At 70.8% G+C, this 25,123-nt stretch carries 21 protein-coding genes and 2 tRNA genes; 10 read left to right on the plus strand and 13 right to left on the minus strand.

The features are described from left to right. Positions 1 to 10: 10 nt before the first annotated feature. The 7 genes from O7542_RS26005 to gyrB all read right to left on the minus strand — a co-directional run bounded on the left by O7542_RS26005 (position 11) and on the right by gyrB (position 7,866). A complete protein-coding gene (locus O7542_RS26005; RefSeq protein WP_274477057.1) occupies positions 11 to 508 on the minus strand; it encodes an SRPBCC family protein in 498 nt (165 codons plus the stop codon). Positions 509 to 596: 88 nt separating this feature from the next. Further along, positions 597 to 672 (minus strand) — tRNA-Ala (locus tag O7542_RS26010). A gap of 10 nt (positions 673 to 682) precedes the next feature. Continuing rightward, a complete protein-coding gene (locus O7542_RS26015; protein ID WP_013283222.1) occupies positions 683 to 811 on the minus strand; it encodes a DLW-39 family protein in 129 nt (42 codons plus the stop codon). Positions 812 to 854: 43 nt separating this feature from the next. After that, positions 855 to 928: transfer RNA gene (locus O7542_RS26020), tRNA-Ile, on the minus strand. A gap of 145 nt (positions 929 to 1,073) precedes the next feature. Next, positions 1,074 to 2,006, minus strand: coding sequence for a DUF3566 domain-containing protein (locus O7542_RS26025; RefSeq protein WP_043327671.1), 933 nt, complete (start codon positions 2,004 to 2,006; stop codon positions 1,074 to 1,076). A gap of 3 nt (positions 2,007 to 2,009) precedes the next feature. After that, positions 2,010 to 5,789, minus strand: a complete 3,780-nt coding sequence (gyrA, locus tag O7542_RS26030) for an intein-containing DNA gyrase subunit A (protein WP_124778873.1) — start codon at positions 5,787 to 5,789, stop codon at positions 2,010 to 2,012. Between the two features lie 130 nt (positions 5,790 to 5,919). Beyond that, positions 5,920 to 7,866, minus strand: coding sequence for a DNA topoisomerase (ATP-hydrolyzing) subunit B (gene gyrB, locus O7542_RS26035; protein ID WP_043327672.1), 1,947 nt, complete (start codon positions 7,864 to 7,866; stop codon positions 5,920 to 5,922). Between the two features lie 547 nt (positions 7,867 to 8,413). Here gyrB and O7542_RS26040 point away from each other — a divergent pair. After that, on the plus strand, positions 8,414 to 8,968 hold the full coding sequence (locus O7542_RS26040; protein ID WP_043327673.1) for a hypothetical protein: 555 nt from the start codon (positions 8,414 to 8,416) through the stop codon (positions 8,966 to 8,968). On the opposite strand, the gene O7542_RS26045 is transcribed toward O7542_RS26040, so the two are convergent. Next, positions 8,953 to 9,441, minus strand: coding sequence for a MarR family transcriptional regulator (locus O7542_RS26045; protein WP_064448046.1), 489 nt, complete (start codon positions 9,439 to 9,441; stop codon positions 8,953 to 8,955). The genes O7542_RS26040 and O7542_RS26045 overlap by 16 nt on opposite strands. 81 nt (positions 9,442 to 9,522) lie before the next feature. On the opposite strand from O7542_RS26045, the gene O7542_RS26050 reads away from it, so the two are divergent. Beyond that, on the plus strand, positions 9,523 to 9,762 hold the full coding sequence (locus tag O7542_RS26050; RefSeq protein ID WP_043327675.1) for a hypothetical protein: 240 nt from the start codon (positions 9,523 to 9,525) through the stop codon (positions 9,760 to 9,762). Here O7542_RS26050 and O7542_RS26055 read toward each other — a convergent pair. The 5 genes from O7542_RS26055 to dnaA all read right to left on the minus strand — a co-directional run bounded on the left by O7542_RS26055 (position 9,753) and on the right by dnaA (position 16,561). After that, a complete protein-coding gene (locus tag O7542_RS26055; RefSeq protein WP_205797621.1) occupies positions 9,753 to 10,259 on the minus strand; it encodes a DciA family protein in 507 nt (168 codons plus the stop codon). The genes O7542_RS26050 and O7542_RS26055 overlap by 10 nt on opposite strands. A 91-nt stretch (positions 10,260 to 10,350) precedes the next feature. Beyond that, entirely contained in the window at positions 10,351 to 11,481 is a 1,131-nt protein-coding gene (gene recF / locus O7542_RS26060; RefSeq protein WP_281605346.1) for a DNA replication/repair protein RecF, read from the minus strand. 16 nt (positions 11,482 to 11,497) lie between these two features. Continuing rightward, complete coding sequence (gene gnd, locus O7542_RS26065) at positions 11,498 to 12,370, minus strand: phosphogluconate dehydrogenase (NAD(+)-dependent, decarboxylating) (protein WP_030499509.1); 873 nt, start codon at positions 12,368 to 12,370, stop codon at positions 11,498 to 11,500. 40 nt (positions 12,371 to 12,410) lie between these two features. After that, positions 12,411 to 13,544 carry a DNA polymerase III subunit beta gene (gene dnaN, locus O7542_RS26070; RefSeq protein WP_043327678.1) on the minus strand — a complete coding sequence of 378 codons (1,134 nt, stop codon included), beginning with the start codon at positions 13,542 to 13,544 and terminating at the stop codon, positions 12,411 to 12,413. A gap of 1,184 nt (positions 13,545 to 14,728) precedes the next feature. Further along, positions 14,729 to 16,561 (minus strand): chromosomal replication initiator protein DnaA, encoded by a 1,833-nt coding sequence (gene dnaA / locus O7542_RS26075; protein ID WP_113974477.1) that lies wholly within the window; start codon positions 16,559 to 16,561, stop codon positions 14,729 to 14,731. Between the two features lie 575 nt (positions 16,562 to 17,136). Here dnaA and rpmH point away from each other — a divergent pair. The 8 genes from rpmH (at position 17,137) to O7542_RS26115 (ending at position 23,566) form a co-directional block, all read left to right on the plus strand. Continuing rightward, complete coding sequence (gene rpmH, locus O7542_RS26080) at positions 17,137 to 17,274, plus strand: 50S ribosomal protein L34 (RefSeq protein WP_018788530.1); 138 nt, start codon at positions 17,137 to 17,139, stop codon at positions 17,272 to 17,274. Between the two features lie 34 nt (positions 17,275 to 17,308). Beyond that, complete coding sequence (gene rnpA / locus O7542_RS26085; RefSeq protein ID WP_043327680.1) at positions 17,309 to 17,722, plus strand: ribonuclease P protein component; 414 nt, start codon at positions 17,309 to 17,311, stop codon at positions 17,720 to 17,722. Between the two features lie 41 nt (positions 17,723 to 17,763). Further along, on the plus strand, positions 17,764 to 18,003 hold the full coding sequence (yidD, locus tag O7542_RS26090; protein ID WP_091567651.1) for a membrane protein insertion efficiency factor YidD: 240 nt from the start codon (positions 17,764 to 17,766) through the stop codon (positions 18,001 to 18,003). Then, positions 18,004 to 19,005 (plus strand): membrane protein insertase YidC, encoded by a 1,002-nt coding sequence (gene yidC / locus O7542_RS26095; protein WP_043327681.1) that lies wholly within the window; start codon positions 18,004 to 18,006, stop codon positions 19,003 to 19,005. It abuts the gene before it with no gap. 212 nt (positions 19,006 to 19,217) lie between these two features. After that, entirely contained in the window at positions 19,218 to 19,808 is a 591-nt protein-coding gene (locus O7542_RS26100; protein WP_030499504.1) for a R3H domain-containing nucleic acid-binding protein, read from the plus strand. Between the two features lie 341 nt (positions 19,809 to 20,149). After that, the gene (gene rsmG / locus O7542_RS26105; protein WP_281606507.1) at positions 20,150 to 20,911 is read left to right on the plus strand and encodes a 16S rRNA (guanine(527)-N(7))-methyltransferase RsmG; all 762 of its coding nucleotides are present in this window, start codon (positions 20,150 to 20,152) and stop codon (positions 20,909 to 20,911) included. Between the two features lie 246 nt (positions 20,912 to 21,157). After that, entirely contained in the window at positions 21,158 to 22,498 is a 1,341-nt protein-coding gene (locus tag O7542_RS26110; RefSeq protein WP_082931112.1) for a ParA family protein, read from the plus strand. Positions 22,499 to 22,525: 27 nt separating this feature from the next. Then, complete coding sequence (locus tag O7542_RS26115; RefSeq protein WP_281605347.1) at positions 22,526 to 23,566, plus strand: ParB/RepB/Spo0J family partition protein; 1,041 nt, start codon at positions 22,526 to 22,528, stop codon at positions 23,564 to 23,566. The last annotated feature ends 1,557 nt before the right edge of the window (positions 23,567 to 25,123 follow it).

Here is a 25,123-nt window from a genome sequence, read left to right on the forward strand (position 1 = left end):
CAGACGGCCGTCACCTAGTAGGCGAGGGAGCGTCACCCGGCCGCGGGGGCGATAACACCATCGTCTGCCAGTTGCGGAACACGAAGCGGTGCACCGACTTCAACCCGACCCATAACGCCGGATAGAGCACGGCGCGGCCGAACCCGCGGACTGTCACCGTCGTGGTCCGGGTGACGTGCGTGCCACGGCCAGCAGGGGCCATCTCGAATAGATCCCCGAGATAGTCAACGTAGCGGTGGAAACCGAGATCCGTCGACTCCATGTGGAACGCCAGCCGGGCTGGTGGCTCCCATACGGTGATGCGCTGCCGCACCACCCCTTGCTCCGAGACACACTGCCGGGCCGCGTCTACCTCGCCTGGGCCCTCGGGCAACCGGCACATCGTCGGTCGAGGCGTACCCAGGTAGAACACCGGGCACCGGGGCTGCAGTTCGAGGCGTGAGTCGCAGAGTGCCGGCCACAGCACCTCAGGCGGGTGGGGGATCGTCCAGCGCGTACGCACGATCACGCCCCCGACGGTAGTCCCACCGTCAACGGTCAACGGTGCAAGAGCGTCTAGCCGGACGTGTCACGGGCCCTGACCTGGCCAGATGATGTGGTGGAGCCCAGGGGACTCGAACCCCTAACCCCTGCCTTGCAAAGGCAGTGCTCTGCCAGTTGAGCTAGGGCCCCGTGTCGGCGCTCAGCGCAGGTCGGGCGCGGTGGTCGCCTCGTGCCACAGGGCGCGCTCGTCGTTCGAGGCCTTGACCTTCTTGGCCACGACGGCGGCCACACCGACGATGCCGGCCAGGATCAGGAGCTTCTTGAACATGTGCTTGACCCCTCGTGCTCGACTGCCGTCGGACGATGTGCGGTGGGGCTAGCTGGAATCGAACCAGCGACCTCAGAGTTATCAGCTCTGCGCTCTAACCGACTGAGCTATAGCCCCGCGTGGCGACGAGCAAGGTTAACCCATCGCCTCCGCCGCGCCCAAATCGGGGGGTCCGTGGCGGAAGCACCCGCGCCACCCCGAACCTACCCGGACGCACGACGCCGGGGCGACCGCTTTGCGCGGCGCCCCGGCGTCGACCGAATCAGTCCCGCTCGGCGAGCGTCAGCTCGATCCCGCCGACCAGGTCGGCGCAGACGTTGTAGACGAATGCGCTGAGCGTGGCCAGCGCGGTGAACAGCACGACGTTGACCAGGCCGATCAGCGCCGACGTCAGGATCACGCCCTTGGCGGTGATCCGGAAGCCGCCGCCGCCCTGGCCGCCGCCGGCGTTCACCAGGTCGGTCAGGCTGTCGTTGACGCTCTTGAACACGCCCATCGCGTCCAGCGCGAGGTAGAGCACCGAGGTCGCCACGACGACCACGATGAAGAGCACCACGGACACCGCGAACGCGAACTTCATCACGGACCAGGGGTCGATCCGCTTCAGGTTCAGCCGGGCCCGTCGCGGCCCGCGGGACGCGGCCGAACTGACCGAGGTACGCGCGGCGCGTACCGCCTCGCCCACGCGCGCGGCGCCGACAGCGGCCGCGCCGCTGACGCCCGGCGGCAGGCCCCCGCCGTTCGCGGGCCGGGACTGGCCGGTGGCGCCGGTGGTGGTCGGACGGGCGCCGTCGGGCGACGTCTTCGGCGCGGTGCCCAGGCCGGCGCCGATACGCGGCTGGGTGCCGGTCGTACCGGTGGAGGCCCGGCCGGCCGCGGCCGGTGGCTTGATCGGCTGTGTGCTCGTGGCGTTCGCGGGCTTGGCCGCCGGAGCGGCCAGACCGTTGGCCGACGTCGGCGCGTCGACCTTTGTCTCGGCCGACGAGTCCCGGGAACCCGAGTCCTCGCCCGGCTTGTCCGGAGGCGGCGCCATGCCGGGGGCGCGGGTGAACTTCGGGGCAGGCGCATCGGCGGGAACCGTGGCCCGGCCCACGGCCGCACGGCCGGTAGCTGGTGTACCGCCCTGCGCAGCCTCCTCCTCGGCCGGGGTGGCCGAGGTCCCCTTGTTCCCCGACTTCGCCTGTGTCTCCGTCATCAACTAGTCCTGTTCGTCAGGCTCGTCGGCATTGCGAGCAATCGCCACGATAGTCACGCCGTCCGGGAGGTCCATCAGCTTGACCCCCATTGTGTTCCGGTCACGCGTACGGCGTACAGGCTTCACCGGAGTCCGGATGACGCCGCCGTTGCTGGTGATGGCGAACAGCTCGTCCTCCGGATCGATCACTACCGCGCCGACCAGGCCACCGCGTCGCTCGGTGATCTTCGCGGTCAGCACGCCCTTACCTCCCCGGCCCTGCACCGGGTATTCCTCGATCGGGGTACGTTTCGCGTAACCCCCGTTCGTCGCGACCAGAACGTCCAGACCCTCTCGCACCACCTCGACCGCGAGCAACTCGTCCTCGCCGCTGAAGCGCATGCCGATCACACCGGACGTGGCCCGGCCCATCGGACGCAGCGCCTCGTCGGTGGCGTTGAAGCGGATCGCCTGGGCGTTCTTCGACACCAGCAGCAGATCATCCTCCGGAGCGGCCAGGACCGCACCGACCAGTTCGTCCTCATCGCGCAGGTTGATCGCGATGATGCCGCCGGAACGGTTGGAGTCGAACTCCTCGAGCCGCGTCTTCTTCACCAGGCCGTTCTTCGTGGCCAGTACCAGGTAGGGCGCCACCTGGTAGTTCGGGATTTCAATGATCTGCGCGATCTGCTCGTCGGGCTGGAACGCGAGCAGGTTGGCCACGTGCTGGCCCTTGGCCACCCTACTGGCCTCGGGAAGCTCGTACGCCTTCGCCCGGTAGACCCGACCCTTGTTCGTGAAGAACAGGATCCAGTCGTGGGTAGAGCATACGAAGAAGTGGCTGACGATGTCGTCCTGGCGGAGCGTCGCCCCGCTGACGCCCTTGCCGCCACGCCGCTGCGACCGGTAGAGGTCGACCTTCGTCCGCTTCGCGTACCCGGTGCGGGTGATCGTCACGACCACGTCCTCGCGGGCGATGAGGTCCTCCATCGAGACCTCGCCGTCGAACGGGACGATCTTCGTACGCCGGTCGTCGCCCCACTTCGCGACGATCTCGCCCAGTTCCTCCGAGACGATCCGCCGCTGCCGCTCCGGCTTGGCCAGGATGTCCTTGAGGTCGGCGATCTCCAGTTCGAGCTTCGCCAGGTCGTCCAGGATGCGCTGCCGCTCCAGGGCGGCCAGCCGGCGCAGCTGCATGTCCAGGATCGCGGTCGCCTGGACCTCGTCGATGTCCAGCAGCCGGATCAGGCCCTGCCGGGCGTCCTCCACGGTGGGCGAACGCCGGATCAGGGCGATCACCTCGTCCAGCGCGTCCAGCGCCTTGGACAGACCGCGCAGGATGTGCGCCCGCTCCTCGGCCTTGCGCAGCCGGAACGCGGTCCGCCGCCGGATCACCTCGATCTGGTGCTCGACGTAGTACCGGATGAACTGGGCCAGGTTGAGCGTGCGTGGCACGCCGTCGACGAGCGCCAGCATGTTGGCGCCGAACGTCTCCTGGAGCTGGGTGTGCTTGTAGAGGTTGTTCAGCACCACCTTGGCGACCGCGTCGCGCTTGAGCACGAGCACGATCCGCATGCCGGTACGCCCGGAGGACTCGTCGCGGATGTCGGCGATGCCGGCGAGCTTGCCCTCCTTGATCAGCTCGGCGATGCGCTCGGCGAGGTTGTCCGGGTTGACCTGGTACGGCAGCTCGCTGACCACGAGCGCCGGCCGGCCACGCTTGTCCTCCTCGACCTCGACCACGGCGCGCATGCGGATCGAGCCGCGCCCGGTCCGGTACGCGTCCTGGATGCCCGCCTGGCCGACGATCAGGCCGTGGGTCGGGAAGTCCGGGCCCTTGACGATCTCCAGCAGGGCTTCCAGCGTGGTGGCCTCGTCGGCCTCCGGGTGCTCCAGGCACCACTGCACCGCCGCGCCGATCTCGCGCAGGTTGTGCGGCGGGATCTTGGTGGCCATGCCGACCGCGATGCCCTCGGAGCCGTTGATCAGCAGGTTCGGGATCCGCGACGGCAGGATCGTGGGCTCCTTGGCCCGGCCGTCGTAGTTGTCCTGCAGGTCGACGGTGTCCTCGTCGATGTCCCGCAGCATCTCCATCGCCAGCGGGTCGAGCTTGCACTCGGTGTTGTGGCTGACGAAACCGTCGGAGACGAACGAGTGGTCCTCGGTGTCCACCCGGATGCTGTAGACCGGCCGCACACCGGCGTCGGTGATCTCGGTCACCTCGGCGTAGTAGAAGCGCCCGTCGACAAGCGGCTCGACCACGTCGAGGATGCCGGGCTCGGTGATCCGGGCCGCGATCTCGTCGCGGTCCCGCTCCCAGCGCTCGATCCGGTCCACGTTGTGCCGGCGCAGCCAGTCGCGTTCGGTCCAGCGGCTCGCGCCGTGCTCGCGGACGAAGTCCCCGACGAACGGCACGTGATCGCCGGAAAGCGCGGTGCTAGTCGCCGGCACCTGGGCCAGCTCGGATTCCAGCTTGGCCTGCTTGCGGCCGAGGAAGCCGACGTGAGCGGCGAAGATCCGGGCGTCCCTACGGTTGGTGACGACGACCTTGATCTCACCGCTGTCGTACCGGCACTGCCGGCTGACCACGCCGAACTCCAGCAGCAGCTGCTGCACCTCGCGGGCCAGCCGCTCGCTGCGGGTCGAGTACGAGACCTGGATCGTGTGGCGGGGCAGCAGCGACGACGAACCGTCGCCCTCGAACAGCGCCTGGAGGAAGGCCCGCTTGACCGCGGCCGGTCCGCGCCAGACGAACTCCGGCACGAACTTGCCGGCGCTCCGCGCGCCCACCATCTCGCCGAGCACGCTCGCCCGAAGCGCGGTGAGGTCCTGCACGTCGAGCTCGTGCAGCCTGCTGCCGGAGGCGATGACCCGCTCGGCGACGTACCGAGGGCCGCCGACCGCGAGGTCGTAGGCGGTGAGGACCCGGACGAAGAACTCCCGGTCCACGTTGTTGAAGCCCGCCCGATTCTCCGACACCCACCCCTCGGACACGAACGCGCCCGCGAGCACGGCCGCCTCGACGTGTTCCAGCATCGGGTAGCCGATCTCGTCCGGCACGGTGCGCTGCAGGACCACCCGGTCGCCCGGGGCGATCTCGGCGAGCAGCTTCCACAGCAGGGTCGGCACGCCGGCCACGTCCACCAGGCAGAGCACCGGGTGGTTGTGGGTGCCGGTCAGCTCGTACCCCTCACGGGTGCGCAGCCGCAGCGTCGGGTGCTCGCCGGAGTGGAAAAACTTGCTGGCGCGGACCAGGTCGCCGTTGCGGTCGCGGACCTTAAGGTCGACGTCGGTCTCGCTGCTCGCCGCAGCGTCCGGCACGACGTCGCCGATCCGGACGGAACCCTCGGCGGTACGGATGCGGGCATCGCCGACGAGGCAGTAGCGCATGGCGGCGGCCGGGTCGTTTCCGGGGGAGCCGAAGTTGCCGTTGCCGTCGACCAGCGGGTAGCGCAGCGACCACGGCTGCGCCATCCGGACCAGCGCGTCGTAGATGGCGGAGTCGCCGTGCGGGTGGAACTGGCCCATCACGTCGCCGACGACGCGGGAGCACTTCACGTACCCGCGGTCCGGCCGGTAGCCGGAGTCGAACATGGCGTAGAGGATCTTGCGGTGGACCGGCTTGAGCCCGTCCCGGACGTCCGGCAGGGCCCGCCCGACGATGACGCTCATCGCGTAGTCGAGGTACGAGCGCTGCATCTCGACCTCGAGGCCGACCGGCTCGATCCGGTCGTGCTGGACGACCGCGGCCAGTGTCTCCGGGGTCTCCGGCTCGTTCGGGGTGGACTCGGGAGTATCGGTCACTGTTAACCCTTATCAGACTCTTCAGTCATGGTCTCGCTGTGGATAACGGCTGTGGAAAGCGTTCAGACTGTGGATAACTCTGTGGACTACCGGGCCGGCCGGTGGATCACCGGCCGGCCCGGCGCGTCCGTCAGATGTCCAGGAACCGCACGTCCTTGGCGTTGCGCTGGATGAACGACCGACGTGCCTCGACGTCCTCACCCATCAGGACGCTGAACAGCTCGTCCGCGGTTGCGGCGTCGTCGAGCGTGACCTGGCGCAGCGTGCGCGTCGCCGGGTTCATCGTGGTCTCCCACAGCTCGGGGTAGTTCATCTCACCGAGACCCTTGAACCGCTGGATGTCGTCCGGGCGGGCGTTGGGCTTCTTCTGCTGGCGCAGCGCGATCAGCCCGTCGCGTTCCCGGTCCGAGTACGCGTACTGGGCGTCGTCGCCCTTCTTGTTCCACTTGATCTTGTAGAGCGGCGGGGCGGCCAGGTAGACGTGCCCCAACTCCACCAGCGGCCGCATGAACCGGAACAGCAGCGTGAGCAGCAGCGTCTGGATGTGCTGGCCGTCGACGTCGGCGTCGGCCATCAGCACGATCTTGTGGTAGCGCAGCTTCTCGATGTCGAAGTCGTCGTGGATGCCGGTGCCCAGCGCGGTGATCAGCGCCTGCACCTCGTTGTTCTTCAGCACCCGGTCGATGCGGGCCTTCTCCACGTTGAGGATCTTGCCGCGGATCGGCAGGATCGCCTGCGTACGCGGGTCGCGGCCCTGCTTGGCCGAGCCGCCGGCCGAGTCGCCCTCGACGATGAAGACCTCGGACTCGCGCGGGTCGGTGGACTGGCAGTCGGCCAGCTTGCCGGGCATCGAGCCGGACTCAAGCAGCGACTTGCGCCGGGCGAGCTTGCGCGCCTGCTGGGCGGCGATGCGGGCCCGGGCCGCCTGGGACGCCTTCTGGATGATGATCTTCGCCTCGGCCGGGTTGCGGTCGAACCAGTCGACGAGCGACTCGTTGCAGACCCGCTGCACGAAGCCCTTGACCGGGGTGTTGCCCAGCTTGGTCTTGGTCTGACCCTCGAACTGCGGGTCGGTGAGCTTGACCGAGATGATCGCGGCCAGGCCCTCGCGGATGTCCTCACCGGAGAGGCGCTCGTCGCCCTTGAGCAGCTTCTTGTCGGCGCCGTAGCGGTTGACGACGCTCGTCAACGCGGCCCGGAAGCCCTCCTCGTGGGTGCCGCCCTCGTGGGTGTTGATGTTGTTGGCGAACGTGTAGACCGACTCGCCGTACGACTCGTTCCACTGCATGGCGATCTCGACCGACATGCCGGTCTCCTCGGCGCCGAACTCGACCACCGTCTTGTGGATCGGGCTCTTGGAGGCGTTGAGGTGGCGGACGAAGTCGGCGATGCCGCCCTCGTAGTGGAAGGTGACCTCGCGGGTCTTGCCGTCCTCGTCCTCCGGCACCCGCTCGTCGAGCAGGTGGATGGTGAGGCCCCGGGTGAGGAAGGCCATCTCCTGGAGGCGCCGGTAGATGGTGTGGAAGTCGAAGTCGACGGTCTCGAAGACGTCGGGGTCGGGCCAGAAGGAGACGGCCGAACCGGTGCGGTCGGTCTCCTCGCCCTTCTCCAGCGGCGTCGGCTTGGAGTGGTCGTAGCGCTGGCGCCAGACGAAACCGTCCTTGTGGATCTCGACCGCCATCCGGGTGGACAGCGCGTTGACCACGGAGACGCCCACGCCGTGCAGGCCACCGGAGACCGCGTACGCCTTGCCGTCGAACTTGCCGCCGGCGTGCAGCACGGTCAGCGCGACCTCGACACCCGGCTTCTTCAGCTTCGGGTGCAGATCGACCGGGAAGCCACGGCCGTTGTCGGTCACCCGGACGCCGCCGTCGGCCAGCAGCACCACGTCGATGGTGTCGCAGTGCCCGGCCAGCGCCTCGTCCACCGCGTTGTCGACGACCTCCCACACCAGGTGGTGCAGACCGCGCTCGCCGGTGGACCCGATGTACATACCGGGGCGCTTCCGGACCGCTTCCAGGCCTTCGAGAACGGTGATGGACTCGGCACCGTACTTCTTGTTGTCCTCCGCTGCCACGCTCGGCCACTTTCTCGCACCGGCCGCGCGTGGGCGCGGGGGCGCGGGTTCGGCGGACAGGACGCGACGTCGGCGCGCACGGACCGCCCCTGGGATCACCAGGCACGGATCGTGTACGCCGGGCGCCACGGTTGCCCGCGGATCGCGATCGGCTCGGACCCGAGGCGGGACTATGATCGAGGGCCCGGAGGGCCCCTGCCCGTCGCTCCGTCTCGGGTCTTTCGTCTCGCTCCCAATCTTACTGTGCGGAGCCGACCAAACCGCCACTCGGCACCCTCTCCGAGGCGGCTGAGAATGCCGTAGCCGGACGAACCGCGCCTCCCGCGACTCCCCCTACACGCCAACGGGGCACCGCCGCGCCACCGGCCACCGTGAGCCGTGACGATCATCCGACCGGTGATCGGCTGCTGTCCCGACCGGGGGTCGCGGCCGGGTCCGGCGTGCCGTAGCTTTTGCGGCGCCGCCGTTGCGGTCTTGATCTTTCGCACCCGCAACCGGGACGATCGTCGAAGATGGTCCGAAAACGCTTGGTGAGAGGTGACGCCCGATGGGGCTGGACAACGTCGCGGTGCACTGGCCGCGGACCGGCCGCTTCTACGACCCGGTCGCGCCGGCCGAGTTCGTGGACTTCGGCGAGATCGTGGACGTCCCCCGGATCTCCGCGCCGACCGCCGCGCTCGCCGAGCTGATCGCCAAGACCGGCACGGTACGGGCGACCGCGTACACCGAACTGGTCGACCTGATCCTCGGGCTGGAAAATGTGCTCTACGCCACGGAGAACTCGGCCGAGGACGAGGACCCGGTGATCGACCCGGACGGCTGCTCGTGGATCGCCGAGGGCCTGGAGAAGTTCGTCGCCCGGCACCGGCCGTACGGCGAGGCGGTCACGTTCGAGTCGGTGAGCGAGGTGCTGCGCGCGTTGCTGGGTGACGGGCGGCTCGCCGAGCAGCAGCTCCGCTGGCTGGACAGCCGGCTGGACCGGCTGCGCGACGAGAGCGGCGACCCGCCGCAGTGGAACTTCACCTGCGCCGAGCTGAGCGTGCTGGCGGCCTTCTACCGGCGCTGCGCGGAGCGCGGCTTCGCGGTCTACGCCGACGCCTGACCGGGCGCCGCAGCGCCGGAAGAAGACGTGGCCCGGTTGGCGGCCGCGATCACCTCGGTCAGCGCCGTGTGCAGGTGCCGCAGGTCGGCCAGCGGCAGACCCAGGCGCTGCACGATGGCCGGCGGGATCCGCTCGGCCTGCGTCCGCAGCGCCTGCCCCTCGGCGGTGAGCGAGACGGCCAGGCTGCGCTCGTCGGCGGCGTCGCGTTCCCGCCGGATGTAGCCGGCCGCCTCCAGCCGCTTGAGCAGCGGTGACAGCGTGCCCGGGTCGAGCTGGAGCAGCCGGCTCAGATCCCGCCCGGACAGTGGCGCGTGCTGCCAGAGTGCCAGCATGACCAGGTACTGCGGGTGGGTGAGCCCCATCGGCTCCAGCAGCGGGCGGTAGACCGCGACGACGCTCCGGGCGGCGACCGACAGCGCGAAGCAGACCTGCTGCTCCAGCGCCAGGGGGTCCTCCTCGATCGGGTCGGTCACCTCGTCCTCCTCGTCGTCGTTGCGATCCTAGCAACGATTGGTGTACCAATGGTTTGCACACAAAACAGGGAGGGCGGCGGGATGAGCGACGACGAGCAGGTGGGCGACGCCTCCGGCAAGGGTGGCCGCCTGTTGGGCTGGGTGTTCCAGAACCTCGCCGGCCCCTCCCAGGTCCAGGGCGCGGTGCAGGGCGGCTCCCGGCTGGCCCGCGAAGCCTGGAAGCAGGACCTGGAACGCCGCAAGCAGTGGAGCCGCGAGCAGCGCGAACTCAAGCGCGCCCGGCGGGAGGCCCAGCGCTCGGGCGGCGACGGTCAGCCGTAGGTGTCGCGGGGCCCGCGCCCGCGTACCCGCCGGGGGCCGCGCGACCACGACGGCGCAGCCGGGCCGTGAATGTGCAGCTTGCGCACCACGTTGTGGCCGACCTCGCGGGCGATCTGCTGCAACAGCGAGCCCGCCAGCAGACGCAACTGCGTCGCCCACGCCGTCGAGCGCGCCTCCACCGTCAGCTCGCCGTCCTCCAGCTTCACCGGGCGGCTGTGCTGGGCGACCTCCGGGCCGACCACCTTCTCCCACGCGCCGAACACCGTCGCCTCGGCCGCCGGCTGCTGCCAGCCCCGCGCCTTGACCAGCTTGTCCAGCACCGCACCCAGCGGCTGCGGGTCGCGCGGGTCCGGCCCCGGGCCGGAGTAGCCGCGCAGCCGCTTCTCGCCGTCGCCGCGGACCGCGCCGCGCCGCCGGGGAGCCGCCGCCTGCCGCCGGGCCTTCGCCGCGTCGAGCACCGCCCGCGCCAGTTCCGGCCCGGTCGCGCCCTCCGGCAGGTTCGCGCCCGGCTCGCCGTCCGCGGGCTTTCCCGGGGTACGCGCGTCGCGTCCCGGCCCGAGCCGCGCGGGCGGTAGCTGCACCTCGTCGTCAGACACGTCGCACCGTCCCGTCGCCCACCGCGTACCGGGTGCCGCGCAGGGTCGCCGGCACGTCGTCGTCCACAGCGCAGGTGACGAGCAGCTGGCTCGCGCCGCCCACCAGCTCGGCCAGCCGGTCCCGCCGGCCGGTGTCCAGCTCGGCGAAGACGTCGTCGAGCACCAGCACCGGCTCGATCCCGTCGGCGCGCAGCAGGTCGTACCCGGCCAGCCGCAGCGCCAGCGCGTAGGACCACGACTCGCCGTGGCTCGCGTACCCCTTGGCGGGCAGCGGGCCGAGGGTGAGCGCCAGGTCGTCGCGGTGCGGGCCGACGAGCGTGGTGCCGCGCTCGATCTCGGCGGCGCGGTTCGCGGCCAGCGCGGCGGCCAGCGCCTCCGCCAGCGCCGCGCGGTCGGCGCCGGGTTCGGGCAGCTCGACCGAGGGCCGGTACGCGATGCCCGCCGCGCCGCGGCCGGCCGCCACCGCGTCGTACGCCTTCGCCACGTGCGGGGTGAGCGCGGCGACCAGTTCCAGGCGGCCGGCGAGCAGGTCCGCGCCGTGCTGGGCCAGATGCGCGTCCCACACGGCCAGCGTCGACAGGTCACCGCCGCGTGTGCCACCGGTCTTGCGAGCGAGGTACGAGGTACGCAGCAGCGCGTTGCGTTGCTTCACCACGCGCTCGTAGTCGGCGCGTACCCCGGCGAAGCGGGGCTGGCGGGTGACCAGCAGGTCGTCCAGGTAGCGGCGACGTTCCGAGGGGTCCCCGCGGACCAGTTCCAGGTCCTCCGGCGCGAACAGCACCAGGCGCAGCGCGCCGAGCACGTCCCGGGCGCGCCGGGCCGGGGACCGGCCGAGGCGGGCCCGGTTGGCCTTGCCCGGCACGATCTCCAGCTCGACAAGCAGTTCCCGGCCCTCGTGCACCACCGCGCAGCGGATCACCGCCGAGGTGGCGCCCATCCGGACCAGCGGGGCGTCCGTGGCGACCCGGTGCGAATCCAGGGTCGCCACGTAGCCGAGCGCCTCGACCAGGTTCGTCTTGCCGACGCCGTTGGCGCCGACGAGCACGTTCGGCCCCGGCTCCAGGTCGACGCCGACGCGCTCGTACGAGCGGAAGTCGACCAGTTCGAGCCGGCGGACGTACACAGGCTGTGGATACCGGTCAGCGCTTGTGGACGGCGTGGCCGCCGAACTGCTGGCGCAGCGCGGCGACGGCCTTCATGGCGGGCGAGTCGTCCTGCCGGGACGCGAACCGGGCGAACAGCGACGCGGTGATGACGTTGAGCGGCACGGCGAGCCGTACCGCCTCGTCCACGGTCCAGCGGCCCTCGCCGGTGTCCTCCGTGTAGCCGCTCAGCTCGGCCAGCTCCGGGTCCTCGTCGAGCGCCCGGTCCAGCAGGTCGAGCAGCCAGGACCGGACCACGGTGCCCTCGCGCCACGACTTGAACACGCCGGGAACGTTCGTGACCAGCTCGGAGGCGGTCAGCAGCTCGTAGCCCTCGGCGTAGGCGTGCATCAGGCCGTACTCGATGCCGTTGTGCACCATCTTGGCGTAGTGGCCGGCGCCGACCGGGCCGGCGTGCACGAAGCCGAACTCGCCCTCGGGCTTGAGCGCCTCGAAGATCGGCATCAGGCGCTCGACGTGCTCCTGCGCGCCGCCGACCATCAGCCCGTACCCGTTCTGCCGGCCCCAGACGCCGCCGGAGACGCCGACGTCGATGTAGCCGATGCCCTGCTCGTTCAGCCGCTCGGCACGCGGGGCGTCGTCGCTGAACCGGGAGTTGCCGCCGTCGATGATGATGTCGCCCTCGCCGAGCACCTCGGCGAGCTCGTCGATGGTGGCGTCGGTGACGCCGGCGGGAACCATGACCCAGACCGCGCGGGGCGACTGGAGCTTCTCGGCCAGCTCAGTCAGGCTCGCGGCGTCGCTGATCTCCGGGTTGTGGTCGAAGCCGACCACCTCGTGCCCGGCGGCGCGCAGCCGCTCCCGCATGTTGCCGCCCATCCGGCCGAGTCCTACCAGGCCGAGCTGCATCTGCTCCTACCTCCGTACGTCAGGGTCGTGCTGCCTGCGATCAGCGGGACACGCGGATCGGCATGATGAGGTACCGGTACCCCGGTATGACCTCGCCATCCTCGCCGGCCGGGGAAATGACCGCGGGCTTGAACGCGTCGACGAACCGGAGCAGGGCGTGCTGGGCGCCGAGGTTGGACAGGCCGTCGATGAGGTACTGCGGGTTGAAGCCGATGGTGAGCGGCTCACCGGTGAAGGTGGCCTCCATCGCCTCGCTGGCCCGGGCCTCCTCGGTGCCGCCCGCCTCCACCACAAGGCCGTCGGCGCTGAAGCTGAGCAGCACGGGGGTGGTGCGCTCGGCGACGAGAGCGACCCGCTTGACCACCTCGATGAGCGTGGCGACGGCGACGCGGGCCTCGGCGTTGTGGTCGGCCGGGAACAGCGAACGCACCGGCGGGTAGTTGGCGCCGTCGAGCAGGCGGCTGGTGGTCCGGCGGGTGCCACCGGAGAAGCCGATCATGCCTTCGCCGGCACCGCCGGAGGAGAGCGCCATGGTGACGTGGCCGCCGAGCGGGCCGAGCGCCTTGGCGGTGTCGTGCAGCGTACGGGCCGGCACCAGCGCGTTGAGGCTGATCTCCGGGTCGTCCGGGTTCCACTCCATCTCGCGCAGCGCGAGGCGGTATCGGTCGGTCGCCAGCATGGCCATCGTGCCGCCGCTCAGCTCGAGGCGTACACCGGTCATCATCGGCAGCGTCTCGTCGCGGCCGGCGGCCACCGCAACCTGGGCCACGGCCGTGGCGAAGGCGGCGGCGTCGACGGTGCCCGCGCTCTCCGGCATCTCCGGCAGCGTCGGGTAGTCCTCCACCGGCATGGTGGGCAGCGTGAAGCGGGCGCTGCCGCAGACCAGCTCCAGGTGGGCGCCGACGGCGGCGATGTCCACCGGCTTGGCCGGCAGGGCCTTGGTGATCTCGGCGAGCAGGCGGCCGGAGACCAGGGCGGCGCCGTCCGCGTCACCCTGCACCTCGACCGTCACCTGGCTGGAGACCTCGTAGTCGAAGCCGGAGACCTGCAGGTTGCCGTCGGTGACGCGGAGCATCACCCCGGCCAGCACCGGTACGGAGGGCCGGTTGGGCAGGCTCTTGGCGGTCCACGCGACCGCCTCGGCGAGCGCGTCGCGCTCCACTCGGAACTTCATCAATGCCTCCGCGTCGACGTCAGCGACAACTCTCTCATGCCGACCGCTGCCACCCGTCCCGCCCGACCGTGCGGGTACCCATCGCACCTTAGGGCGCGCGGGCATCGGCTGTGCGCCCGACCCCGTGGATCCAGGTGCCCGGGGTGACTGCCGACGGCAGCGCTCCGGCCCGATCCACAGGAAGTCCAACGGTGATGATTGGTTTTTGTTGTTTAGAAGAGATAACTCATCGTCTTCATCGCACCTGTGCAAACTGTGGAGAACCACCGTCTGCGCAGGTCAGACACGTTATCCACCGGTGGTTTGGCTGTGGAGAACCGGGGGTAAAACTCGTGTCCGGGTCCACAGCCCCCGCCAGCCGCCGGGTTTTCCACGGCTGTCCACCGGTTGTCCACCGCTAATCCACCGGTTTTCTCCCCAGCGCTGTGGACAGCGCCGACAGCGTCGACCGCCTTAATCCCCAGAACCTTCAACAGCTCGCCCACAGGCGACCTGTCATCTGGGGACAACGTGATCGTCATCCCCAGGCGTCCACAGCCTCGTCCCCAGGAGTTGTCCACAGTCTGTGGGTAACCGGCCGGGTGCGGACGGTGGTTGTCCACTGCCTGTGACACAGGGGCTGTGGACAAGGGGTACGAGCTGTGGACGAACACAGCGCCGATCCTGGGCCCTCCACCGGGTCGAGGGTCAACGAACCCGTGCTGTCGGCTTGCCGTCAGCCGCCTGTCGGCGTCCGCTGGTCACCTTCATCACGTCAACAGGGCGTCGACACGAGCCTTCCTCGGCGCGCCGCCCCCGTCCCCGCCCGTCCTCCGGCTCCCGCCCCGCACGTGTCGACCATGAAGTTGGCGGCAGTTGGCGCCCGGTTTGTCGCCGTCAACCTCATGATCGACGCAAAGTTTCGATGGGGCTCGGGGCCCCGGTCGACTCGTGCGAGGCCAAGCCCCGGCTCCGCAGAGATCTTGGAAGGCGAGGGCCCCTGTAGCGGCCGTTTCCTTCCAAGATCTGCGGTCGGGGTCCGTGCAGACACTGGGCGAGGCGCTCGGGTCGGCGGACTCCTGCGCAGCAGCCCCGCCTTGTTGACCAAGGAGTTCGGGGCAGGAATGACGTGTCGTCCCGACACAAACTCCTTGATCACCGCCGGAGCCACCGGACGGGCGGTGCGCGGGCGGCGCGGAGCAGGGTCAGGTGTTCTGCTTGATGCGGTTGGTCAGCTCGGCGATCTGGTTGTAGAGCGAGCGCCGCTCCGCCATCTGCTGGCGGATCTTGCGGTCCGCGTGCATCACTGTGGTGTGGTCCCGGCCGCCGAACGCCTGCCCGATCCGGGGCAGCGACAGGTCGGTCAGCTCGCGGCACAGGTACATGGCCACCTGGCGGGCGTTGACGAGCACCCGGGACCGGGAGTGGCCGCGCAGGTCCTCCAGGCTCACCCCGAAGTAGTCGGCGGTCGACACCATGATCTGGTCCGCGGTGATCTCCGGGCCGGCGCCGTCCGGGATGAAGTCCCGCAGCACCTCCTCGGCCAGCGACAGTTCGACCGAGGAACGGGTGAGGCTGGCGAAGGCGGTGACCCGGATCAGGGCCCCCTCCAGTTCGCGGATCGAGTTCGACACCCGGGAGGCGATGAACTCCAACACGTCCGGCGGTGCGAACAGCCGCTCCTGGGCGGCCTTCTTCTGCAGGATCGCGATCCGCGTCTCCAGGTCCGGCGGCTGGATGTCGGCGAGCAGGCCCCACTCGAAGCGCGTACGCAGCCGGTCCTCCAGCGTCGCCAGCTGCTTCGGCGAGCGGTCGGACGTGATCACGATCTGCTTGTTGGCGTTGTGCAGCGTGTTGAAGGTGTGGAAGAACTCCTCCTGCGTCCGTTCCCGGTTCTCCAGGAACTGGATGTCGTCGATCAGGAGGATGTCCACGTCCCGGTAGCGGCGCTGGAACGCGCTGGTCTTGTCGTCGCGCAGCGAGTTGATGAAGTCGTTCGTGAATTCCTCGGTCGAGACGTACCGGACCGAGCGGGCGTTGCCGAGCGTCGTCGCGTAGTGCCCGATGGCGTGCAGCAGGTGGGTCTTGCCCAGTCCCGAGCTGCCGTAGATGAACAGCGGGTTGTACGCCTTGGCCGGCGACTCGGCCACCGCCACGCTCGCCGCGTGCGCGAACCGGTTGGACGAGCCGATGACGAACGTCTCGAACATGTACTTCGGGTTGAGCCGGTTGCCGCCGCTCTCCGTACCGCCGGGGAGCCTGCGGTCGGCCTGGCCGCCGCCACCCGGACGGTGGTGGTCGGCGCCACCCCGGCCGGGGCCGTTGTCGGTGGCGCCGTCGCGGGGCAGGCCGCGCATCGGCCCCGGGTCGGCGGCCGGGTTCTCCCGGTAGCGCGGCTCGTAACCCCCGGCGTCGGGAGCGGACGGCTCGATGCGCGTGCGCTCGTCGAAGGCGCGGCGCTCGGGCGCGGCGCGCAGCGGCTCGGCGAACGCGGCGCTGAAGAGCGTGTCCTGCGCGTCCCGGCCGGCGGGGATCAGGTGGGGCCGGCCGCCGTCCGCGGTCCGCTGCCGGGGCGCCGGTTCGTCCACCTGCTGTTCCGGGCGGGACTCGGCGTAACCGGGCTCGGGGCGGGAGTCGGCGTAGCCGGGCTCCGGGCGGGGCGACGGGAAGGTCGGGGCGGCCTGGTCGAAGCCGGGCAGCGGAGCGGCGCCGTCGTGCTCGGGGAGCGGTTCCGGGCTGCTGCGGTAGACGGTGCCGGCCGGGCGGGCGCCCGGATCCTCGGTGACCCGTACGGTGACGGCCACCTGTATCGGCCGTCCGAGCCGGCGGCTCAGCGCCTCGGTGATGGCCGGGCGGAGCCGTGACTCGATCACGTCGCGGGTGAAGGCGTCCGGCACCGAGAGCAACGCGGTGTCCTCGACGATCGCCCGCAGCCGGGTGAGCCGGAGGTACGCCCGTTGCTGCGCGGAGATGATCTCGTCGGCGAGTTCGTCGGTGGTCGCCGTCCACACCGCGGCCAGGTCGGTCGCTCCGGTCACCGTCGTGCCACCCCCTCGCCTGCTCCTCACGCCCGCCCGGACGGCTGACCGGTCGTCATCCACAAGTTATCCACAGCCTGTGTACCGACCGATTGTGACCGCCCACCGGACGCGGGTCGGACCTGCCCCCCTCGATCCACGGAGGCGCTGAAGCGGGTTCACCGTGCCGAACGATTCAACAGCGTGTCCGGTCTTGCCGATCGGCGACAAACCCCGGACCCCCGACGCCGACCGCAATCGGGCACGCTAACAGCGCGGACCCCACGCCATCAACCGGCGACACCCTGACGACGTTGGCAACATCAGTGAAAACCGCCCCTTCGGTCGTCGTTCCGACGCAGGTCGGACGCCCGAGTGTGACGTTTGACGGTCATTGCGCCCCTGCGTAGGCTGGAGCGGCTGCTCTCTCGCCCTCTGCTAGGGTGATTGATGCTTGCTGTCCGTGGCTGTCACCTCGCATCGCCGGGGAGCGCGTCACGGCAGCGCCGATCGGAGGTCACCGACAAGGTGGCCTGGACCAGCACACGACCCCGGGCGATCCGCCGCGCGGGGCGTACGACAACGGAGAGCCTGACGTGAGCAAGCGCACCTACCAGCCGAACAACCGCCGGCGCGCGAAGACCCACGGCTTCCGGCTGCGCATGCGCACCCGTGCCGGCCGCGCCATCATCGCTACCCGTCGTTCCAAGGGCCGCGCCCGCCTGTCGGCCTGAGGCCGACAGGTCCGGTCCGGGGACGTGGGCAGTCGTGCTGGCCGCCGCGCAACGACTGCGGCGCAGTAGCGACTTCGCCGCAGCGGTTCGCGGTGGCCGACGCGTCGGCCGTGGCGCCGTCGTGGTCCACCTGACCATCCCCGAGCCGATCGGCACCACCGCGACACCTTCGCCGGAGCCGGCGCGGACCAGCGGTGCGGAGACCTCCGCACCGAGCCGCGCCGGCTTCGTCGTGTCCAAGGCCGTCGGCGGCGCGGTGGTCCGGAACAAGGTCCGCCGCCGACTCCGGCACCTGGTTCGCGAGCGGCTGGCCGAGCTGCCCGCCGGCACGACCCTCGTGGTACGCGCGCTGCCGGCAGCCGCCGACGCGACGTACACCCGGCTCGGGGCCGACCTCGACGCCGCTCTCGCCGCCGCGCGCTCCCCCCGGGGACGGCGGTCGCGGTGACCGGCCCGACCGCGACTCCGTCGCCCACAAGCGGTGCCCGCATGCTGCTGGCGCCTATCATCGCGTACCGTCGGTGGATAAGTCCGGCTCTGCCGGCCCGCTGCCGGTTCTACCCGTCGTGCAGTGCCTACGCCGTGGAGGCGGTGTCCCGGCACGGTGCGCTGCGGGGCGCCTGGCTGACGGTCCGTCGGCTGTCGCGCTGCCATCCCTTCCACCCAGGTGGACACGACCCGGTTCCGGAGCCGGGCGACCGCCGCCGTGCCGACGTGACTGGAGCCTGAGTGTTTAGTCTCGACTGGATCTACTACGCGATCTCGTGGATCCTGCTGACCTGGCACTCGGCCTGGGACGCCATCGGAGTTCCGGTCGGGGCCGTGATCGGTACGAACTGGGCCTGGATCCTCGCCATCATCTTCCTGGTGGTGACGGTCCGGGTGATCCTGTTCCCGGTCTTCGTCAAGCAGATCAAGTCGCAGCGTGCCATGCAGGCGCTCCAGCCGAAGGTGAAGGAGCTCCAGGAGAAGCACAAGGGTGACCGGGAGACGCTCCAGAAAGAGATGATGGAGCTCTACCGGAAGGAAAAGGCCAACCCGCTCATGGGCTGCCTTCCGATGTTCCTCCAGATCCCGGTCTTCCTGGGCCTGTTCCACACGCTGCGCCGCCTCAGCCCGGACAACCAGGGCAAGACCCTGTACGGCTGGACTGTCGACCAGTTCAACAGCGCCTCGAACGCGACGCTCTTCACCGCGCCGATCTCCGGCAAGTTCGGCTCCACCGCGGAGGAGCTCAGCCGGCTGGGCGCGAACACCGGCACCGTCAAGGTCGTCGCCGGCATCCTGGTGATCATCATGATCGCCACCACCTACCTGACCAGCCGTCAGATGATTCTCAAGACCGGCTGGGCCGAGGACCCGCAGCAGCGCATGGTGCAGCGCCTGATGCTCTACGGCATCCCGCTGTCGCTGCTGATCTCGGGCGCGATCTTCCCGATCGGTGTGATCATCTACTGGGTCACCAACAACCTCTTCACGCTCGGCCAGCAGCAGTGGGTGCTGCGGAAGTTCCCGCCGCCGCCCACCGCGAAGAGCACCACCGCCGCCAAGAACACCGGCGGCAAGGGCCCGGTGCAGCCGGCCAAGACCGGTGGCCTGTTCGGCCGCAAGGCGGCCCAGCCGGCGGCGAAGGCCCCGGCCGCGGCGCCGAAGGTGGCCGGGCCGAAGCCGGGCGCCAAGCCGGTCAACCCGAAGAAGGGCGGCAGCCGGCCCGCCAAGCGACAGGGCTGAGTTCCACCGGGCCACCGCCGCGACACCGGCGGTGGCCCGTTCCGGTCACGTGCTGCCATCCGAGGAGTCGGCGCCGGGCCGGAATCGCCGCGCGACGCGCGGCCGCGGGCGAAACTGGCCCGTACAGACGTGCCCGAGGGCAACCGGCGAACCTCCCGCCGGCCCCGGGAGACCAGCGGACCCCCGAACGGTCCGGCCGAGCGAGTACGGAGATGAGACCCGTGACCGAGACCAGCATCCCCAGCGCCGACCAGTCCCTGGACGAGGAGACCCCCGTTACCGCCGCCACCGAGACCGAGGACGCCTCGGGCGAGGCCCGGGAGAAGAAGGCCCCGGCCGACAGCGACCTGTTCCGGCAGAGTGAGATCGCCGCCGACTACGTCGAGGGTCTGCTGGACATCCTCGACTACGACGGCGACATCGACGAGCTGGTCTCCGGCGGCCGTCCGGTAGTCGAAGTGGTCGGCGGACGGCTGCAGAACCTGGTCGGCCAGCGCGGCGCGACCCTGGAGGCGCTCCAGGAACTGGCCCGGCTGGCCGTGTTCCGCCAGACCGGCACGCCGAGCCGCCTGCTGCTGGACGTCGGCGGTTACCGGGCCGCCCGGCGCAAGGAACTGGCCGCCGTGGCGAAGAACGCGGTCGAGAAGGTCAAGGAGCACGGTGAGCCGGTGCGCCTGGAGCCGATGTCCGCGTTCGAGCGCAAGTGCGTGCACGACGTGGTGAACGCGATGAGCGGCGTGGAGAGCGAGTCCGAGGGCGTCGAGCCCAACCGCCGCATCGTCGTCCGTCCGGTGACGGACTGAGGTCCGTGATCTCCGACGAGACGACGGCAGGCGCCGTGGCCGGCCCGGGTGGTACGCCGCCCGGGCCGTCGGCTGTGCGCCCCGATCCCACAGTCGACCCGGTCTTCTCCGACGACGACGGGCCGGCCGACCCGGCGTACCCGGAAAGGGCCGCGACCGACCCCGGCGAGCCCGCCTTCTCGGCCGAGCCGGCGGTGGTGACCGGGGTCGAGCCCGCCGACCCGGCGGTGGACGTGATGCCCGCCTTCTCCGGTGAGCCGGCGGCGGACGTGGCACCGGTGGCCGCGGCTGCGGCGGCCGACCTGGTGTTCGCGGAGCCGGCGGAGGACACGCCATCCCCTGTGGACGGTGCGGAGTCGACGGCCGCCCCCGACCCGGCGTCCGCGACGCTGCCGCCGGAACTGGCGGAGGCGGCCCGCGCGCTCTTCGGCGACCGGCTCGACCTCGCCGCCGCGTACGCGGAACTGCTTGCCACCGACGGCGTCGTGCGCGGTCTGATCGGCCCCCGCGAGACGCCGCGGCTCTGGGACCGGCACCTGCTCAACTGCGCGGTGGTGGCCGAGCGGATCCCGGAGGGGGCGAGCGTGATCGACGTCGGCTCCGGCGCCGGACTGCCCGGCCTGGTGCTGGCGATCGCGCGTCCCGATCTCACAGTGACGCTCGTGGAGCCGCTCGCGCGGCGTACCTCCTTCCTGATCGAGGCGGTGCAACGCCTCGGCCTGACCCGCGACGTCCGCGTCTTCCGCGGGCGGGCCGAGGAGGCGGCGGCCGGGTCGCGGGACCGGGAGCCGCTCTCCGCCGACATCGTGACCGCCCGCGCGGTGGCGCCGCTGGACCGGCTCGCCGGTTGGTGCCTACCGCTGCTGGTCTCCGGCGGCCGCCTGGTGGCGCTCAAGGGCGCCTCGGCCGCCGAGGAGATCGCCGAGCACACCGAAGCGGTGGTACGCCTCGGCGGCGGCACGCCGGAGTTGCACCGGTGCGGCGACGGGGTGATCGAGTCCCCGGCGACCGTGATCGAGGTGGTCCGTGAGCGCGTGGTGAACCCGCGCCGGGCCAAGAAGCCGAAGCGGTCGCGTGGCGGCCGCCGTCGTGGCGACCGCTGACCGAAACGGCTGTCCGGACGCCCACCCGGTCGTTGGACCGGGCGGGCGTGACGCGATCGATCACAACCCGACATGGACCCACCGCGCCCGTCGGCCGTAGGCTGACCGCGCGTCGATAGTGTGGAACGGCGGTGCCGGGCGGCACCCGAACCCGATGGTTCCCGCCGAGCCGACCACGCCGGGCGAGGGCCCGGTATTCGATTCGACGGGTGCGGACCGACCATCCGGAGCGGGTAGGGATGACAGGTGCATGACGACGGCAGGTACGACGATCCACGGTTGACCGGGCCCGGAGGGAAATCCCCCGGCCCCGTTTCACGTGAAACCAACTACCGGGAGTGGACGGTGAACGAGCCCCGCGATCCGTCCGCCTCTTACCCGCCGGCCGAGCCGCCGCCGCAGCGGCGGGACACGCCGCCCGCCGGTTCCGTACGGCCCGTCTCGTCGGCACCGGCGAACGTCCCGCCGGCCCGTGACCCGCTCGACCCGGCAGACGGCCCGGCGAACGCGCCGACGCCGCGACCGGCCGCGGTGCGGGCGAACGTCGCGGTGCCCGCTCGCTTCGAACCCCAGCCGCCCGTCTCGGCCGTGCCGCACCAGGCCGCTCCCGAGGTCACCGTGACGCCGTCCGACACGCCACAGGCGAGCGGGTACGGCGACGAGGTAGACGCCAGCACGTACGTTTCACGTGAAACCCCGACGCGCGAAGAGGATGATCCACCGTTGGCTATGGAGGCGATGCGCGCCGTGCAGATCCTGAATCCCAGTGGCGAGGTCACCATGCCCCGCCCGGACCGGACCCGGGTGATGTGCGTCGCCAACCAGAAGGGCGGCGTGGGTAAGACGACCACCACCGTGAACCTGGCCGTGGCGCTCGCGCTGCACGGCAACCGGGTGCTCGTGGTCGACCTTGATCCCCAGGGCAACGCCTCCACCGGTCTGAACGTCCCGCACCACACCGGCGTGCCCGACGTCTACGACTGCCTGATCGACAGTGTGCCGCTCGAAGAGGTGGCCCAGGCCGTCGAGGGCATCCCCAACCTGTGGTGCGTACCGGCCACGATCGACCTGGCCGGCGCCGAGATCGAACTGGTCTCCGTGGTGGCCCGGGAGTCGCGCCTGGCGCGGGCGATCGCCGCGTACCCGGGGCACTTCGACTACGTCTTCATAGACTGCCCGCCGTCGCTCGGCCTGCTGACCGTCAACGCGCTCGTCGCCGCGCAGGAGGTGCTGATCCCGATCCAGTGCGAGTACTACGCGCTGGAAGGGCTCAACCAGTTGATCAACAACATCAACCTGGTGCGTCAGCACCTCAACCCGAAGCTCGAGGTCTCCACCATCCTGCTCACCATGTACGACAGGCGCACCCGGCTCGCGGACGCGGTGGAGCAGGACGTCCGGAACCACTTCGGCGACAAGGTGCTCCAGGCCGTCATCCCGCGCAACGTGCGTGTCTCCGAGGCACCGAGCTACGGCCAGTCGGTGATGACCTACGATCCCGGTTCGCGGGGAGCCACGAGTTACTTCGAGGCCGCCCAGGAGATCGCGGAACGAGGCGTCAAGGAGCCGGTGAGCCGGAATGCGTAGTGCGGAGATGTCGCTGGGAGGCGTCGCATGAAGAACCGTCCCCGCGGCGGACTGGGCCGAGGGCTCGGCGCCCTCATCCCCACCGGACCGGTACCGGGCGCCGAACCGGCGGCCACCGAACCGGAGTCGTCGGCAGTTGGCGCGTCGCCCTCGGCTCCGGTCGCGGGCGCGACCACTGCCATCACCGGCGGTGTCGGAAGCACCCCGTCGCCGGCCGTCGAGCCCGAGTCGCACCTGAGCCCGGTGCCCGGCGCACGCTTCGCCGAGATCCCGGTCGACGCCATCGTGCCGAACCCGAAGCAGCCCCGGCACGTCTTCGACGAGGAGGCGCTGGAGGAGCTGAAGACCTCGATCCAGGAGGTCGGCTTCCTCCAGCCGATCGTGGTCCGCCAGCTCGACACCGAGAAGTACGAACTCGTCATGGGTGAGCGGCGCTGGCGCGCCGCCCAGGCGGTCGGCCGGGAGACCATCCCCGCGATCGTCCGGGACACCAAGGACGACGCGATGCTCCGGGACGCGTTGCTGGAGAACATCCACCGCGCCAACCTGAACCCGCTGGAAGAGGCGGCGGCCTACCAGCAGCTGCTGGAGGAGTTCGGCGCCACCCACGAGGAGCTGGCCCGGCGGATCGGCCGCAGCCGCCCGCAGATCTCCAACACCATCCGGCTGATGAACCTGCCGGCCGCTGTGCAGCGCCGGGTCGCCGCCGGAGTGCTCTCCGCCGGTCACGCCCGGGCACTGCTCAGCCTCGACGACGCCGAGGCGCAGGAGCAGCTCGCCAAGCGAATCGTCGCCGAGGGCATCTCCGTACGCGGTGCCGAGGAACTGGTGCACTTGGCGCTCGCCGAGGAGCCGGCGAAGACGGCCGCCGCGAAGCGCCGGCCGAAGCCGCACGCCCCGGCGCTCACCGATCTCGCGGACCGGCTCTCCGACCGGTTCGACACCCGGGTGAAGGTCGACATCGGCCGGAGCAAGGGCAAGATCACGATCGAGTTCGCCACCGTTGACGACCTGGAGCGGATCGTCGGGATCATCGGCATGGACGGTGAGGAGCAGCCCGAGGCGTAGCCGTCAGAGGTTGTCCGGCCGGCCGCATCGCCCGCGAGGGGTGCGGCCGGTTCTCTTTCTCCAGGACGCCGTTTCGGTTGCGAACCGTCTGCTGCTGCCCGCGCGAGGCGCGTGGCCGGATCGGCGTCCTTCCCGCTGGTTGCACGTGAAACGAGAATGCCGGTGCCCTGTGCCCTGTGCCCTGTGCCCTGTGCCCGGTGCCCGGTGCCCGGTGCCCGGTGCCCGGTGCCCGGTGCCCGGTGCCCGGTGCCCGGTGCCCGGTGCCCGGTGACGCGGCGACGCGGTGGCCCGGTGACGCGGTGGCGCGGTGGCGTCGTGACGCGGGTGGCGGGGGTAGCGGTGGTAGCGCGGTGGCGACGTGCCGAGGCGACGCGGTCGCGCGGTCGCGCGGCGGCGGGATAGGCCGGGTGACTAAGGCGACTGGCGCAACTTGGGCGGCTGGTTCGCTTCTGCTTCCGGGCTGGGGCGCCGAACTCGCAGACTCGCCTCAGAAGGAGGGCAAGGACGGGGTGCAGCCCGGTCGGTAGGCGGCGGCGTTTCACGTGAAACGGGTAGGCCCGCGTAAGGCCGCTGAAGCACTCCCGCCGCCCCGCCGATGCGGCGCGCGACGCTACTGGTCGAAGCTGTACATCGAACTGCCCACGAAGCGGCGGCCGCTGCCGAAGGTGAACCTCCGCTCGGGCGTGGGCAAAGGGCAACCACGTGGGTTGCAGACCTGGGCTCGTCGCCTTTGGCTACCGTGGCCCGCCCTTCGGGCGGCCCAGTCCCATCCCGGCCGCTACTGGCCACCCGGCCAAACGATGACGCGCGTCCATCGCGTCGATGCTGACATCGCGTCGCTGATGCGGCCGTCTCGCCGATGCCCCGCGCCGGTGGCCGTCGGTGCAGCCGCCGCCGCTTCGCACTCACCGCCCCGACACCCACCGCCCCGCACGCTGCCATCCCGCTAGAGCGGCAGCTGGACCGAGTGGAACACCATGGGCATCAAAACGCCTCGGAGACACCCATGGTGTTCCACCGCACCCGGGGCGGCTGGCGTTGGCGAGCCCGGACCGAAGTGGTTCCGTCTGGGGGCGCGCGTTTCCCAAGATGTCCCCGTCGCCCCAGCCGATGACCACCCTGTCAGCAACGCCTCCAGACCACCCGCACAGGAGCCGGATGAGTTGTCGCTAGCCGCTGATTTCTCGCAGGTTCGAAGCGGGCGCGAGAATGCTCGCCGGAGCGACCGAGCGACCGAGCGACCGAGCGACCGAGCGACCGAGCGGCCGGAGCGACCACAGCGGGCCGGAGCGACCAGAGCGGGCCGGAGCGGGCCGGAGCGACCGGAGCGACCGGAGCGACCGGAGCGGGCCGTCCGGCCGGGGCGGCCAAAGCGGCGGGGCGGCCGGGAACGGCAGGAGCCCCGGTGACCCGGCTGGCCCCGGTGGCTCGGGGTGAGCCGCGGTGCGCCGCTGAGCCGAGGTGGCTCGGATGCCGCTTCGTGGGCCGGCCTGGCGGACGCCGCCGTCCCGGCTGCTTGGCACTCGGCGGGGTGTCCGGCCGGGCTGGGCCCTCATG

It is taken from the genome of Micromonospora sp. WMMC264, assembly GCF_027497275.1.
Lineage (GTDB): Bacteria > Actinomycetota > Actinomycetes > Mycobacteriales > Micromonosporaceae > Micromonospora > Micromonospora chalcea.